This is a genomic window from Sphingomonas sp. P4_D12, from assembly GCF_056401895.1.
In genome coordinates, this window is record NZ_JBFUIL010000005.1 from 469,020 (window position 1) to 483,822 (window position 14,803).

Consider the following 14,803-nt stretch of genomic DNA (forward strand, 5'->3'; position numbering starts at 1 on the left):
GCCGCCATCATGACCGATTACAAATCCGACCTGCTCCGCCTGCTCGACGAGCGCGGCTATATCCATCAAGTGACCGACGCAATCGGACTCGACGCGTTGGCGACCAAGCAGATCGTACCCGGCTATATCGGCTTCGACGCCACCGCGCCGTCGCTGCACATCGGATCGATGGTGCAGATCATGATGCTGCGCCGCCTGCAGCAAGCGGGCCACAAGCCGATCGTGCTGATGGGCGGCGGGACGACCAAGGTCGGCGATCCATCGGGCAAGGACGAAAGCCGACGGCTGCTCGACGACGCCACGATCGATGCCAACATCGCCTCGATCCGTCGCGTATTCGAACGCTTCCTGACCTTCGGCGACGGCCCGACCGATGCGGTGATGGTCAACAATGCCGACTGGCTCGACAAGCTCGAATATATTCCGTTCCTGCGCGACGTCGGGCGGCATTTCACGATCAACCGCATGTTGGCGTTCGATTCGGTCAAACTCCGGCTCGATCGCGAGCAGCCGCTGACCTTCCTCGAATTCAACTACATGATCCTCCAGGCCTATGATTTCCTGGAATTGTCGCGCCGCTCGGCATGCCGGCTGCAAATGGGCGGATCGGATCAATGGGGCAATATCGTCAACGGCATCGAGCTGTCGCGCCGAGTCGACGGGACCGAGGTATTCGGGCTGACCACCCCGCTGATCACCAATGCGGACGGATCGAAGATGGGCAAGACCGCGGCCGGCGCGGTGTGGCTCAACGACGACGCGCTGCCGGCCTATGATTACTGGCAATATTGGCGAAACGTCGACGACCGCGACGTCGGCCGTTTCCTGCGCCTGTTCACCGACCTGCCGCTCGACGAAATCGCCCGGCTCGAATCGCTCGAGGGTGCAGAGATCAACCAGGCCAAGATCGTGCTCGCCAACGAGGCGACGGCCTTGTGCCGCGGCCAGGAGGCAGCGAACCTGGCCGCCGAGACTGCACGCAAGACGTTCGAGGAAGGATCGGCGGGCGCCGACCTGCCCACGTTTGCGGTGTCCGGCTCGACCGGCCTGGTCGATGCGCTGATCGGGCTCGGCTTCTGCGCGTCCAAGGGCGAGGCGCGGCGGTTGATCGCCGGTGGCGGCGCGCGGGTCGACGGGGAGAAGGTGGCGGACGAGGCGTTCACCATCGTGATGACGGGAAATCCGGTGCGCGTGTCGGCGGGCAAGAAGCATCACGGCTTGCTCACGCCGGCGTGAATATGGCTAACAGCCGTTAAACACGTTCCTTTTCAAGCTTTTCATGGGCTGGTCGTTACTCATCGTAGCGAACGGGAAAGGACTCGATGGGCGCGGCACTGGCCTATAGCGATCAACGCGATGCTCCACGGGATGAGGTTCATTACCGTGCGCGCGCTTTCGGCGGCGATGCCCGGCCGGTATCGGTGCTGGTCGTCAACATGTCGGCCCAGGGGCTGATGGCGCGAGTCGATGCCGACCGCCCGATCGGCGAACGGCTGCACATCACCCTTCCTGTGGTCGGCGTGATCGTCGCCGAGGTCCGCTGGTCGCTTGGCGGGCGGATCGGCTGCGAGCTCGACCGGCCGATCGGCATGGCCGAATATTACGAACTGCTCTCGGCCTTGCTCAAGAACGTTCGCTGAGGGCGGTTGCCCAGGGGCAGGCCGCCCTAGCCCGACCGCAGCAATTGCACCCCGGCATCGCGCTCGAACAAGTACAGCGCGATCCGCGCCGCCTGACCGCGCGGGCCGTCCAGGCCACCGTCGCGATCGATCATCAGTCGGGCGTCGTCATGCGCGGTTTGTTGCAGCGAAGCGAAATGCTCGGGCGTCGCCAGGCGATAGCCTTGCTCGCCGGACTGACGCGTCCCGAGCATCTCGCCAGCCCCGCGCAACCGCAAATCTTCCTCGGCGATACGGAAGCCGTCGTTGGTCTCGCGCATCAACGCCAGCCGCGCGCGCGATGTCTCGCTCAAGCCATTGCCGCGGATCAGCAAGCAGATCGATCGCCCCGTCCCACGCCCGACGCGACCACGCAACTGATGAAGCTGGGCGAGACCGAACCGATCAGCATGCTCGATCACGATCAGCGTCGCATTGGGCACGTCGACGCCGACCTCGATCACCGTGGTCGCCACCAGCACGCCGAGATCGCCGCTGGCGAAGCGCGCCATCACCGCGTCCTTCTCGGCAGGCTTCATGCGGCCATGGATCAGCCCGACACGATCGCCGAACCGCGCCTGGAGCGACCCCGCCCGCGCCTCGGCCGCGGCGAGGTCCGATTTCTCGCTTTCCTCGACCAAGGGGCACACCCAATAGGCCTGACCTCCGCTGTCGAGATGCCGGCCGAGCGCTTCGACGATCTCGCCCAGCCGGTCCTCCGACATCACCCGCGTCTCGATCGGCTGGCGTCCCGGCGGCATCTCGTCGAGCCGGCTGACGTCCATCTCGCCATATTGCGCCAGGGTCAGGGTGCGTGGGATCGGCGTCGCGGTCATCGCCAGCAAATGCGGCGCGGCACCCTTCTCCTGCAGCGACAGCCGCTGCGCCACGCCGAAGCGATGCTGTTCGTCGACCACGACCAGACCGAGATCGCGATAGGCTACCGCTTCCTGGAAGATGGCGTGCGTCCCAACCAGGATGTGGATCGATCCATCCGCCAGTCCCATCAAGGTCGATTCGCGCACCCTGCCCTTGTCGCGTCCGGTCAGCACCGCGACATTGACCGGCAGCCCGGCGAGCATGCGCTGCAGCGTGTCGTAATGCTGCCGCGCCAGGATCTCGGTCGGCGCCAGGAATGCCCCTTGCGCGCCCGCCTCGACCGCCATCAGCAGCGCCATCGTCGCGACCAGGGTCTTGCCCGACCCGACATCGCCCTGGAGCAGCCGCAGCATCGGCGACGATTGCGCGAGGTCGCCCTCGATCTCGCGGATCGTCCGTGCCTGGGCATTGGTCGGCGCATAAGGCAGGTTGAGCATGGCACGCAGCCGCCCGTCGCCGTTAAGCGCGCGTCCACGCCGCGCGCGGGACGATTGCCGCACCAGCATGAAAGCGAGCTGGTTGGCGAACAATTCGTCATAGGCGAGCCGCTCGCGCGCCTTGTGATCGGCGGGATCGGCATGCGCCCGGGCGAGCGCTTCGCGCCAGTCGGGCCATTGATGCTGCGTCTTGACCCCCGGCTCGATCCACTCGGGCAGATCGGGCGCGCGCTCGATCGCCTGATGCGCCATCTGCGCCAGCCGGCGCGAGGTCAGCCCCTCCGACAACGGATAGATCGCCTCGCGCTCGCGAAAGCCCTCGCCGGGATCGGCCAAGTCGGGATGGACGATCTGCAATTCCTGTCCATACATTTCGAGCTTGCCCGAAATGCGCTTGGCCTCACCGAGCGGCAGCAATTTCTTCACCCAGCCCGACGAGCCGCCGAAATAGATCAGGCTGACATAATTGCCCTTGGCGTCGGTCGCGTGAACCCGCGTCGGCCCGCGCGGACTGCTGCTGATGCGGTAATCGACCGGCGTCACGGTAATCGCGATCGTCCGTCCGGCATCGGCCATGTCGAGCTCGTCGCGCGGTAGCCGGTCGATGAACCCGGTCGGCAGATGGAAGGCGACATCGACCACCCGGTGCAGCCCCAGCCGGTCGAGTGGCTTGGCGAGCGCCGGTCCCACGCCCTTGAGCGCAGTCACTTCGGCAAAGAGCGGGTTGAGGATATCGGGGCGCATAGCTATCTCGCTCTCCCTAGCCCCAGCCGACTGCGCGTCAAAGCGCTGCCGGCCAATTGTCGTTGGAGACCAATGGACCGCGATATCCGCCTCAAGCGCCTGCGCTTTCGCGCCTGGCACCGCGGCACCAAGGAAGCCGATCTGATGATCGGCGGATTTTTCGACGCGCATGGCGCGACGTGGAACGACGCCGAGATCGACTGGTTCGAAGCGTTCCTCGAGGAACAGGATGTCGACATCATGGCTTGGGCGATCGGAACGCAGGATGTCCCGGTGCAATGGCAAGGCCCGATGATCGATGCGATGAAGCAACTGAATTTCGTGCCGATCCAGAAGTAACTCTCCCCTCCCTGCAAGGGAGGGGATTAAGGGGTGGGTCGCGACCCCGGCGTAAGCCGGGCGGGCGTCCGGAACGAGCCCTAAGCCAATCGATCGGCGCTACGCGCCGAACCCACCCCTAACCCCTCCCTTGCAGGGAGGGGAACAAGAAGAAAAATGACCGACCCGCGCAAGATCCTCTCCGCGAAAGCACCCCTGACCCTCGCCGGCGTCCCGGCGGGGTTCCTGCCGGTGTTGCTTGCCGACCTCGCCCGCGCGCAGGCACCGGGCCGCGTGGTGCTGATCGCGCCCGACGAGGCCGAAATGCGTGCTGTCGCGGCGACCGCGGGGTATTTCGCGCCCGAGATCGAGATCGTCACCTATCCGGCCTGGGATTGTCTGCCCTATGACCGCGCCAGCCCGACCTTACGCGTCATGGCCGAACGCCTGGCCGCGCTCCACCGCTTGCAACAGGCGCCGAAGAAGCCGCAGCTCGTCGTCACCACCGCCAATGCCGCGACTCAGCGCACGCTGACGCCGTTCCGCATCCGCCAACTCGTCGCGCGCCTCGCGCCGGGCGAGCGGATCGGCCGCGACAAATTGGCGATATTGCTGTCGGCCAATGGCTATGTCCGCACCGACACGGTCCACGACCAAGGCGAGTTCGCTGTGCGCGGCGGATTGGTCGACCTGTTCCCGAGCGGTGAGGAACAGGCGTTGCGCCTCGATTTCTTCGGCGACGAGATCGAGAGCGTCCGCACCTTCGATGCCGCCGACCAGCGCACCACCGGCCGAGTCGATGGATTCACTCTGCTGCCGGCCTCCGAAGCCCTGCTCGACGAGGAATCGGTCAAGCGCTTCCGCACACGCTATCGCGAGAAGTTCGGCGCCACCGCGACCGGCGACCCGCTCTATCAGGCGATCAGCGACGGGCGTCGGCTGGCCGGCATGGAACATTGGTTGCCGATGTTCGAAGAGCGGTTGGAGACTCTGTTCGACCATCTCGGCGACGACGCGCTGGTGATCCGCGAATCGGGCGTCACCGCGGCGGCCGAACAGCGGTTCGAGGCCGTCTCTGACTATCACGCCAATCGCCTGAAGGCGCAGTCGAGCGATCCGGGCAGCTATCGTCCGCTCGCGCCGAACGCGCTCTATTTGTTGCCCGACGAATGGGCGACGCGGCTCGATCAGGCCAAGGTGCACCTTGCCACGCCGTTCCACGAACCACCGAGCGACACCGTGCTCGATTTCGAGGTCGATGGCCCGCGCGACTTCACGCCCGAGCGCGCGAGTGGCGTCAACATCTACGAAGCGGTCGTAGAGCATCTCGACAAGCTGCAGAAAGACGGCAAGAAACCGATCCTGGCGAGCTATTCGGCCGGGTCGCGCGAACGCCTTGCCGGGTTGCTCAAGGACCATGAGCTGACCGGGCTGAAGCTCGTCGACACCTGGCAAGAGGCACAAGGCGCCGCGGAGCGCGGTGTCGCGCTCACGATCCTGCCGCTCGATCACGGTTTCACCGCACCCGACATCGCCTTGCTCACCGAGCAGGATATGCTCGGCGACCGCCTGGTCCGCCGCAATCGCCGCAAGAAGTCGGCCGATGCCTTCCTTGCCGAGCTCGCGACGCTCACGCCGGGCGATCTCGTCGTCCATGCCGATCACGGCATCGGCCGCTACGAAGGCCTGACCCAGATCCCGGTGCAGAAGGCGCCGCACGATTGCGTCGCTTTGACCTATGCCGGCGGCGACAAGCTCTACGTTCCGGTCGAGAATCTCGAAGTCCTGAGCCGTTACGGCGGCGACGAAGGCGGCACGCTCGACCGCCTCGGCGGCGAGGCGTGGCAGCGCCGCAAATCGCGGATGAAAGAGCGCATCCGCGAGATTGCCGGCGAGTTGATCGCGACCGCCGCGCTGCGCGCGCTCCGCCAAGCCGATGTCGCCGAGCCCGATTCGTCGGGCTATCCGGCGTTCGTCGACCGCTTTCCCTATCAGGAAACCGACGATCAGGACCGCGCGATCGCCGAATCGCTCGACGATCTCGGCTCGGGCAAGCCGATGGACCGGCTGATCGTCGGCGATGTTGGTTTCGGCAAGACCGAGGTCGCATTGCGCGCCGCGTTCGTCGCGGCGATGGGCGGGATGCAGGTCGCGGTGGTGTGCCCGACCACTCTGCTCGCGCGCCAGCATTACAACAATTTCGTCGCGCGGTTCGAAGGCTTCCCGATCAAGGTCGGGCGGCTGTCGCGGCTGGTCGGCAGTGCCGAGGCAAAGGCCGTCAAGGAAGGTCTGACCGACGGCACGATCGACGTCGTCATCGGCACGCACGCGATCCTGGCCAAGGGCATCGAGTTCAAGCGGCTCGGACTCGTCGTAGTCGACGAGGAGCAGCGTTTCGGCGTCACTCATAAGGAACGACTGAAGGCGCTCAAGACCGACGTCCACGTCCTGACGCTGACCGCCACGCCGATCCCGCGCACCTTGCAAATGGCGATGTCGGGCTTGCGCGAATTGTCGGTGATCCAGACGCCGCCGGTCGATCGCCTGGCGGTACGCACCTATGTCATGCCCTGGGATCCGGTGGTGCTGCGCGAGGCGTTGCTGCGCGAACATTATCGCGGCGGGCAGAGCTTCTTCGTGACGCCGCGAGTCAAGGATGTGCCCGAGATCGAGGAATTCCTGCGCGAACACGTGCCCGAGGTGCGCTATGTCGTCGCGCACGGTCAGATGGCGGCCGGCGAAGTCGAGGAGCGGATGTCCGCTTTCTACGACAAGAAGTTCGAGGTTTTGGTGTCGACCACGATCGTCGAAAGCGGGCTCGACATCCCCAGCGCCAATACGATGATCGTCCACCGCGCCGACCGTTTCGGCCTCGCCCAGCTGTATCAGCTGCGCGGCCGCGTCGGGCGGGGCAAGACACGGGCTTATGCCTATCTGACCACGCCGGCCAATCGCATCATCACGGAGACCGCCGACAAGCGGCTCAAGGTACTGTCGGATCTCGACACGCTGGGCGCCGGGTTCCAGCTCGCCAGCCACGATCTCGACATTCGCGGCGCGGGCAATTTGCTCGGCGACGAGCAATCGGGGCATATTCGCGAAGTCGGCTACGAACTCTACCAATCGATGCTCGAGGAAGCGATCCTCGACGCCCGCGCCGGCGGCCTGGCGCAGCGTCCGCGCGATTTCAGCCCGCAGATTACCGTCGACGCGGCGATCATGATTCCCGAGGATTACGTCCCCGATCTCGACCTGCGCATGGGCCTATATCGCCGCCTCAACGAACTCGACGACCAGAACGGGATCGAGGCCTTCGCCGCGGAGATGATCGACCGTTTCGGCCCCCTGCCCGAGCCGACCGCGAACCTGATCAAGCTCATCGAGATCAAGCTCAACGCCAAGAAGGCCTGTGTCGCCAAGATCGACGTCGGCGCGAAGGGCGCGCTGGTCAGCTTCCACGACGACAAGCCGCCCAATATCGATGGCCTGCTCGCTTATGTCGCGCGGCTGCAAGGAGTCGCCAAGCTGCGTCCCGACAGCAAGCTGGTGATCGCGCGCGAATGGGGCGATCCGCAGGCGCGGCTCAATGGCGCGCTGCAATTGTCGAAGGGACTGGCGAAGGCAGCGGGATAAGCCCATCGCTCTAAATCCCACGCTGACCATCGTCGCCAACGCGATGCGGATCGGCGTGCATTTGCGCGATCGATTGACCTGGCAAGAAATTGGTCCAAAAAGAATTAATCTTTACTCCCTGAACGTAACGCCAGGATTCGCGCGTGGGGTAGGAGCGATGGAGAAGACGGTCCGTTTCAAACGCTTGCGGCTCATGACCGCCGCGACCGAGGCACTGACGAAAGCCCAGTCGCTCGCCGAGATACTGGAGATATTACGGTCGCGCGCGCGCGCCATCCTGGGCAGTGACGGGGTGACAGTGGCGATGCGCGAGCGCGATCAGGTCCATTATGTCGGAGAGGATTCGATCGCGCCTTTATGGGCAGGGCGACGCTTTCCGATCGGTTCGTGCATCTCGGGCATTGCGATGACGCAGCGCCGGACGATCGTCATTCCCGACATCCGCGTCGATCTCCGCGTGCCGCTCGACGCCTATCTTTCGATCTATTTCGTCGGCCTGGCGATGGCCCCGATCGGTGTCGGCAAGCCAGTCGCGGCGATCGGCGCCTATTGGCGCAGCGGCCGCCCGATCGACGAGGACGCGTTGGTATTGCTCGACATGCTGGCCAAGGGCGCCAGCGCGCAATTCGAGCGGATCGTCGATCAGCGGATGAAGTGGGCGTCCTGAGGGCCGACAAGTTCGACCTCCTCTTCGCGTTCGAGGTCGATCTCGGCGAATTTCTCGCGGCGCATCGTGAAGATGCCGTGATGGCTCACGATTATCCAAGTGCCTGATATCTCGGTCGCGTCACTATTGATCTGGCCCGAATAGCGGACCGCATGCGCTAGTGCGCCACCGTCATATTGCTTCACGAACCGCAGTCCGGATCCGTTTCGGCTGCCACTGACGAAGGCCCGCCGCACGCCTGTTCCCCCGCTGGTATCGGGCTCGGTGATCGTTCCGGAGATCGCGCCGCCATCGTCGTCGAGCCGCGCGACGAAATTATTGGTATCGGCATAGCCCAGCGCGTCGTAGCGACCATACCAGACCCCGCCTAGATTCTGCGGATCCTCGCTCACACCGTGACCAGATCGGCAAGCGCCTGTCGAAAGGGCTAGCCAAGGCGGCGGGTTGAGCCCTGCCCGTCATGTCAGGTTTGTTCCGGCATCCAGGGAGCAACGGCAGTTTGATCTGCCGGGAGGACGATCGAGCCTCGGTACAAGTCCGGAGTGACGGCCGGGGACGAATTGGCTGTAGAAGCGATACCGTGACGAAACGAGTCCGCGACCGCGCGTTGATACCCGGTACGTCGTCCAACATTGGAGCGGCAGCGTACACCTGCGTGCTAGCCCATAACAAAAAATTGATCCAAAATGGACTAATCTGGACTTCTCCGAGCCTAACGCTAGGTTTTGCGCACGGGATAGGAGCCATGGGGAAGACGGTCCGTTTCAAGCGCTGGCGGCTGATGACCGCGGCCACCGAGGCTTTGATGCAAGCTGGCTCGCTTGCCGAGATATTGGAGGTATTGCGATCGGATGCCCGCGCGATCCTGCGCAGCGACGGCGTCACCGTGATCATGCGCGAGCGCGACCAGGTTCATTATGTCGGCGAGGATGCCATCGCTCCCCTATGGACGGGTCAGCGCTTTCCGATCGGCTCGTGCATCTCGGGCATGGCGATGACCCAGCGCCGGACGATCGTCATTCCCGATATTCGCGCCGATCCGCGTGTGCCGCTCGACCTCTATCAGTCCACTTTCGTCTCCCGCGTGGCGATCGCCCCGATCGGCGTCGGGAAGCCGGTCGCGGCGATCGGCGCCTATTGGCGCAGCGGCCATCCGATCGACGATGACGCACTGGTGCTGCTCGACATGCTGGCCAAGGGTGCCGGGGCGCAACTCGAACGCATCGTCGATCAGGAGATGAAGACGGCGTCCTGAGGGCCGGCGGCTTCCGGCTCCGCGCTCACGCCGCGACCAGATCGGCAAGCGCAGCGCTGGTCAGCGGCTCGGCGCACAGAAAGCCCTGATAATATTGGCAGCCTTCCTTGGCGAGCAGGTCGAGCTGTTCGGCGGTTTCGACGCCCTCGGCGATCACCGACAGGCCGAGCGACAAGGCCATTTCGATCACGCCGCGCACGACGATACGGTCGCGCGGCGATCCGCCAATGTCCTGCGCCAGCTTGCGATCGATCTTGAGGTAATCGAGCGGCAATGCCTTGAGATAGGCGAGGCTCGAATAACCGGTACCGAAATCGTCGATCGCCACGCGGCAGCCCGCTTGTCTCAGTCCGGTAAGTAAAGTCGACGCCGCACCAAGATCGTCGATCAGGCCGCTTTCAGTGATCTCGACGGTCAGGCGCGACCGCGCGAATCCCGAAGCATCGATGCGGTCCAGCAGGATATCGGCAAAGCCTGGCCGCGCGATATCGGCGGCGGTCAGGTTGATCGACAGCCGCTGGCCCGACAACGCTTCGGGCCAAGCCGCCGCCCGACTGAGCGCCAGCCGCTGAATATGGTCGGACAAGGCCAGCCCCAAATCGGCGCGGTCGGCGGCGGCGAACAATTGATCGGCGCCGATCGCTCCGAAGCGCGGATGCTCCCAACGAGCGAGGGCTTCCACCCCGACGATCTTGCCCGTCGCGATCGCCACCTGGGGCTGGAACAGCACCGCGATCTCGTTGCTGTCGATCGCCCGGCGCAGATCGACCGACAAAGCCTCGGCGATCGCGGGTTCGTCGGCGATGCGGATCGTCGCGCCGTCGGACGCGCGCGCATCGTCCAGCGCGTCATTGGCGCGCCGCAACAGCGCCTCGACCGTTTCGTCCGCCCGTGCCGCGGCGACGCCCAGCCGCGCACCGACGGCCACCAATGTGCCGTCGATCGCGAAAGGCCTCGCCAATGCTTCAGCGAGTGCCCCAGCCAGCGCTTCCGCGTCCGCCGCTTCCTCGAGCCCGACCAGGAATTCGGGGCCTTTTTGCCGCGCGACGATCTGGCGCTTGCCGAGGGTCGTGCGCGCGACGCCGGCGATCCGCCTGACTGCCGCCCGGATCAGCGCGTCGCCGGCGGGGCGGCCATAACCGCTATTGACCAGATCGAAGCGGCTGAGCGCGATCAGGATCGCGCTGGCGCGTTCGCCACGCTGCAGACGGCGATCGAGCCATGCACGGGCCGCGCCGGCGTCGAACGCGCCTTCGATCGCCTCCTCGGTTTCCGCCGCCGCGTTGGGCGCGGTGCCGAGTTCCTCGATCAATCCGTGAACCCAGGGATCGCCCGTCGTCGCCTGGACATGATGGACCAACCGTCCGACTCCCGGATGATCGTGCGCGAAGGCGGTCGCCCCGCCGCGGCCGACACGGCGGACTGCCGCCGCCGCTGCCGCGCGATCGTCGGGCGGCAGCGCGCGAAGCGCCGTACCGAGCGAGACCTCTTCGCCCAGATCGAGCCGTTTGCCCAAAGCGGGCGTCAAGCGCACGCGGCGCGTGCGGCGATTGTAGCGCCAGCCGAGCAGATCGACCGCGCGGCCGCGATCCCAATCGCCGGCGATCCGTTCGACGAAACGCCAGGCGAACCGCAGCGCCTGGGCGAATTCGAGCTCGGTGAACGGGCTGGCCAGGAAATGCGTCGCCCCGGCGGCGTGGAAGTCGCCCAGCGCGGCGACGTCGTCGCGAGACACCAGCACGAGCAAGGCACCACCGCGGACGCGCGCTGCCTCACCGAACGCCTTGGCGGCGGCAAGTCCTTCGCCGAGCGCCCCGCGAGCGTCGAGCACCGCCAAGGCTGCGCCGCTGCCGAGATACCGCCGTGCCGCTCCGTCGCCGCGCCGAGCAGCCACCACCCGCCATCCGGCCTCCGCCGCGATCGCCGACAATTCGCCGCGCTGCCTGAACGACAGCAAGAACAGGGAGTTTCCGGTTTGAGGATCGCTGGGGACCATTGCGCGCGGTTCTACGCATGCCGACGCGACTTCGCCAATCCGCAATCGGCCATGCGCAATCGGAACGCGCGCAGCTAATCGGGGTTGCCGCAGGGGGGACGACGCCCTAGCTGTTGAAGCACGATGGCGACCGCCCCCGCCTTGATCGACCGACATGGCCGCACGATCAGCTATCTGCGCGTGTCGGTGACCGATCGCTGCGACCTGCGCTGCCGGTATTGCATGAGCGAGGATATGCGCTTCCTCCCGCGCGAAGCGTTGCTCGAGCTCGACGAGATCGCCGTCATTGCCGAACGCTTTATCGCGCGCGGCGTGACCAAGATCCGGCTGACCGGCGGCGAGCCTCTCGTGCGGCGTGGCGTTATCGATCTCGCTCGGCGGTTGGGGCGGCAAGTCGGGAAGGGTCTCGACGAACTGACGTTGACGACCAACGCCACACGGCTGGCCGACTGTGCCGGCGATCTGCGGACCGCCGGCATCCGGCGGATCAATGTCAGCCTCGACAGCCTCGATCCCGATCGCTTTCACCACATCACCCGCCATGGCGATCTGTCGCGTGTGATCGAGGGCATTGCCGCCGCCAAGGCGGCGGGACTGGCGATCAAGATCAACATGGTCGCGCTCAAGGATCTCAATCAGGACGAAATTCCGGCAATGCTCGCCTGGTGCGTCGAGCAGGGTCATGATCTCAGCCTGATCGAAACCATGCCGCTGGGTGCGATCGACGAGGATCGCGCCGACCGGTTCGTGCCGCTGACCGCGGTGTTCGACGATCTGTCGCGGCGGTTCGACCTGATCCGCGACCCGCGATCGACCGGCGGTCCGGCACGCTATTGGCGCGTCGGCGCCAGCCCTACCCGATTGGGACTGATCTCTCCCCTCACCGCCAATTTCTGCGATGGCTGCAACCGCGTCCGGCTGACGACCGAGGGACGGCTCTATGCCTGTCTCGGCCATGACGATCAGGTGGATCTGAAGGCGGCATTGCGCACGGACGGGATGACTGGGCTCGATGCCGCGATCGACGAGGCGCTGGCGATCAAGCCCGCGCGCCACGATTTCCGCATCGCCGCCGGCGCCGCGCCCGCGGTCGGGCGGCATATGAGCGTGACCGGCGGATGAAGCGCGCGCTGGTCGCGTCGCCGACCCCACCCGCCCAGGCCGCCGAGCGCGAGCTGCGAGACAGCTACGAGTGGGTGCCCGTCGAACAGGCCGATCTGGTCGTCGCGCTGGGCGGTGACGGCTTCATGCTCCAGACGCTGCACGCGATGCTCGATCGGCGCGATCCGGTACCCGTATTCGGCATGAACCTGGGCACGGTCGGTTTCCTCATGAACGACTGGCGGCGCGACGGGCTCGACGCGCGGCTCGAGCGCACGCGTCCGTTCAAGGTCACGCCGCTTCAGATGACCGCGCGGACGATCGCTGGAGAGACGTTCGTCCACCCGGCGATCAACGAAGTCTCGCTGCTCCGCGAAACGCGCCAGACCGCCAAGCTGGAAGTCACGGTCAACGATCGCGTCGTGATCCCGGAACTGGCCTGCGATGGTATCCTGGCCGCGACGCCGGCGGGATCGACCGCGTATAATCTGTCGGCCAACGGCCCGATCCTCCCGCTCGGCTCGGCGATGATCGCCTTGACCCCGATCTCCGCTTTCCGCCCACGCCGCTGGCGCGGCGCCATCCTGCCCGAAAAGGCGCGGATCACGCTCAAGGTACTCGAAGCGGCCAAGCGGCCGGTATCGGCCGTCGCCGACCAGCACGAGGTACGAGATGTCGCACAAGTCGATATCGCGATCGACCGTTCGCGCGAGCTGACCCTGCTGTTCGACCCCGAGCATGCGCTCGACGACCGCATCACCATGGAGCAGTTCGCCGCCTGAGGTTTTAACGGGAAATCAGGGGTTGCATCGTTAATGCGCGAAGGTATAGACGCGCGCTCCGGTGACGTTCCCTGATAGCTCAGCGGTAGAGCTCTCGACTGTTAATCGAGCGGCCGTAGGTTCGAATCCTACTCAGGGAGCCACCGCCGTAACGATCCGAGACGGGCAAATACTCCCGAACGAGCGGTCAGAGTATTGGCGAGAGCGCCTCGATGATCCGACAGTCGGCAATGGTCGAGCCAGCACAGCTATCCAGGCGTCGAACCAACTCACCGCGCAGTGCTTGCAGATCTGCGAGCTTGCGATCGATCTCTGTGACGTGCGCGGTCGTGATCGCGTCGACCTCCGCACAGGGCGCGTCGCGGTCGTCCGCCAGACGCAGCAGCGTGCGGACCTGATCGAGCGTGAAACCCAGATCACGTGCGCGGCGGATAAAGGACAGGCGCGCGAGGTGCGCCTGCTCATAGATGCGGTAGTTGCCGCTGCTACGGGCGGGAGGCGGGATCAGTCCCTCAGCCTCATAGAAGCGGACGGTTTCCACCTTGGTGCCAGTGGCCCGTGCGAGGTCGCCAATCTTCATCGCTTGACCCTATAGTGGCTTCAGGGTGCATGGGTCCAGCCGCACACCGACGACTCAGGATCCGCGCATGGCCGACGAATGCTGCTCCAGGAAAGGCGATACGCTTGCCGCACTCGCCGCGAAGGCCGGGCAGCGGCGGGTGCTGGTCATCGTCATGGCCATCAATCTCGCGATGTTCCTCGTCCAGTTTGGCGGCGGTCTGGCCGCGCGATCCTCCGCGCTGATGGCGGATTCGGTCGACATGCTCGGCGATGCGCTTGTCTATGCGCTGAGCCTCTACGCGCTGCACCGCGGCCCCAGATGGGAGGCCGGTGCGGCGATCGCCAAGGGCGTGATCATTCTCGGGTTCGGCATGGTGGTGCTGGTCGAGATCGCCGACAAGCTCGCGCATGGCATTCCGCCGTCGAGCACGCTCATGCTTGCCTTCGGCTCCGGCGCACTCGCCGCCAATCTCCTCTGTCTGGGCCTGCTCTGGCGCTTCCGCGGCGCCAATGTGAACATGCGCAGCACCTTCGAATGCTCGCGCAACGACGTCCTCTCGAACATCAGCGTGCTCGTCGCGGCTGGACTGGTGGCCGCCACCAGCGCGGCCTGGCCGGACATTGCGGTGGGCACGGTCGTCGCGTTGCTGTTCCTGCGCTCGACGTGGCGCGTGCTTGCTGAGGCGATCCCGGCATGGCGCGGCGCGCGGCCGCAACGCCCCGAGGCTTTGCGATGACAGCGCGACCGCGAACCGCTATCCGGGCATCAATG

General features: G+C 65.6%; 13 protein-coding genes and 1 tRNA gene. 10 read left to right on the plus strand and 4 right to left on the minus strand.

Annotated elements, in window-relative coordinates:
• Window positions 1-9 precede the first annotated feature (9 nt).
• Both tyrS and AC1DSD_RS12375 read left to right on the plus strand, forming a co-directional pair.
• Entirely contained in the window at window positions 10-1,236 is a 1,227-nt protein-coding gene (gene tyrS / locus AC1DSD_RS12370) for a tyrosine--tRNA ligase (protein ID WP_478030392.1), read from the plus strand.
• Between the two features lie 86 nt (window positions 1,237-1,322).
• Window positions 1,323-1,640: a PilZ domain-containing protein gene (locus AC1DSD_RS12375; protein WP_478030393.1), complete on the plus strand. Its 318-nt coding sequence runs from the start codon at window positions 1,323-1,325 to the stop codon at window positions 1,638-1,640.
• Between the two features lie 26 nt (window positions 1,641-1,666).
• Here the strand turns inward: AC1DSD_RS12375 and recG are convergent, their stop codons facing one another.
• Window positions 1,667-3,718, minus strand: a complete 2,052-nt coding sequence (gene recG / locus AC1DSD_RS12380) for an ATP-dependent DNA helicase RecG (RefSeq protein WP_478030394.1) — start codon at window positions 3,716-3,718, stop codon at window positions 1,667-1,669.
• Between the two features lie 72 nt (window positions 3,719-3,790).
• On the opposite strand from recG, the gene AC1DSD_RS12385 reads away from it, so the two are divergent.
• The 3 genes from AC1DSD_RS12385 to AC1DSD_RS12395 all read left to right on the plus strand — a co-directional run bounded on the left by AC1DSD_RS12385 (window position 3,791) and on the right by AC1DSD_RS12395 (window position 8,336).
• Window positions 3,791-4,057, plus strand: a complete 267-nt coding sequence (locus AC1DSD_RS12385; RefSeq protein WP_478030396.1) for an FAD assembly factor SdhE — start codon at window positions 3,791-3,793, stop codon at window positions 4,055-4,057.
• 156 nt (window positions 4,058-4,213) lie between these two features.
• Entirely contained in the window at window positions 4,214-7,669 is a 3,456-nt protein-coding gene (gene mfd / locus AC1DSD_RS12390; RefSeq protein WP_478030398.1) for a transcription-repair coupling factor, read from the plus strand.
• A gap of 157 nt (window positions 7,670-7,826) precedes the next feature.
• The gene (locus AC1DSD_RS12395) at window positions 7,827-8,336 is read left to right on the plus strand and encodes a GAF domain-containing protein (protein ID WP_478030400.1); all 510 of its coding nucleotides are present in this window, start codon (window positions 7,827-7,829) and stop codon (window positions 8,334-8,336) included.
• On the opposite strand, the gene AC1DSD_RS12400 is transcribed toward AC1DSD_RS12395, so the two are convergent.
• On the minus strand, window positions 8,312-8,728 hold the full coding sequence (locus AC1DSD_RS12400) for a hypothetical protein (RefSeq protein ID WP_478030402.1): 417 nt from the start codon (window positions 8,726-8,728) through the stop codon (window positions 8,312-8,314). The genes AC1DSD_RS12395 and AC1DSD_RS12400 overlap by 25 nt on opposite strands.
• Window positions 8,729-9,081: 353 nt before the next feature.
• On the opposite strand from AC1DSD_RS12400, the gene AC1DSD_RS12405 reads away from it, so the two are divergent.
• Window positions 9,082-9,591: a GAF domain-containing protein gene (locus AC1DSD_RS12405; protein WP_478030404.1), complete on the plus strand. Its 510-nt coding sequence runs from the start codon at window positions 9,082-9,084 to the stop codon at window positions 9,589-9,591.
• Window positions 9,592-9,616: 25 nt separating this feature from the next.
• On the opposite strand, the gene AC1DSD_RS12410 is transcribed toward AC1DSD_RS12405, so the two are convergent.
• A complete protein-coding gene (locus tag AC1DSD_RS12410) occupies window positions 9,617-11,548 on the minus strand; it encodes a putative bifunctional diguanylate cyclase/phosphodiesterase (RefSeq protein WP_478030406.1) in 1,932 nt (643 codons plus the stop codon).
• Between the two features lie 162 nt (window positions 11,549-11,710).
• On the opposite strand from AC1DSD_RS12410, the gene moaA reads away from it, so the two are divergent.
• The 3 genes from moaA to AC1DSD_RS12425 all read left to right on the plus strand — a co-directional run bounded on the left by moaA (window position 11,711) and on the right by AC1DSD_RS12425 (window position 13,613).
• Window positions 11,711-12,709, plus strand: coding sequence for a GTP 3',8-cyclase MoaA (moaA, locus tag AC1DSD_RS12415; RefSeq protein ID WP_478030408.1), 999 nt, complete (start codon window positions 11,711-11,713; stop codon window positions 12,707-12,709).
• Window positions 12,706-13,470 (plus strand): NAD kinase, encoded by a 765-nt coding sequence (locus tag AC1DSD_RS12420; protein ID WP_478030409.1) that lies wholly within the window; start codon window positions 12,706-12,708, stop codon window positions 13,468-13,470. The genes moaA and AC1DSD_RS12420 overlap by 4 nt, the downstream gene beginning before the upstream one ends.
• 68 nt (window positions 13,471-13,538) lie before the next feature.
• A tRNA-Asn gene (locus tag AC1DSD_RS12425) sits at window positions 13,539-13,613 on the plus strand.
• Window positions 13,614-13,657: 44 nt separating this feature from the next.
• Here AC1DSD_RS12425 and AC1DSD_RS12430 read toward each other — a convergent pair.
• Window positions 13,658-14,050, minus strand: a complete 393-nt coding sequence (locus tag AC1DSD_RS12430; protein WP_478030411.1) for a MerR family transcriptional regulator — start codon at window positions 14,048-14,050, stop codon at window positions 13,658-13,660.
• A gap of 67 nt (window positions 14,051-14,117) precedes the next feature.
• Between AC1DSD_RS12430 and AC1DSD_RS12435 the strand changes: the two genes are divergently transcribed.
• Entirely contained in the window at window positions 14,118-14,768 is a 651-nt protein-coding gene (locus AC1DSD_RS12435; RefSeq protein ID WP_478030413.1) for a cation efflux transmembrane domain-containing protein, read from the plus strand.
• Window positions 14,769-14,803 lie beyond the last annotated feature (35 nt).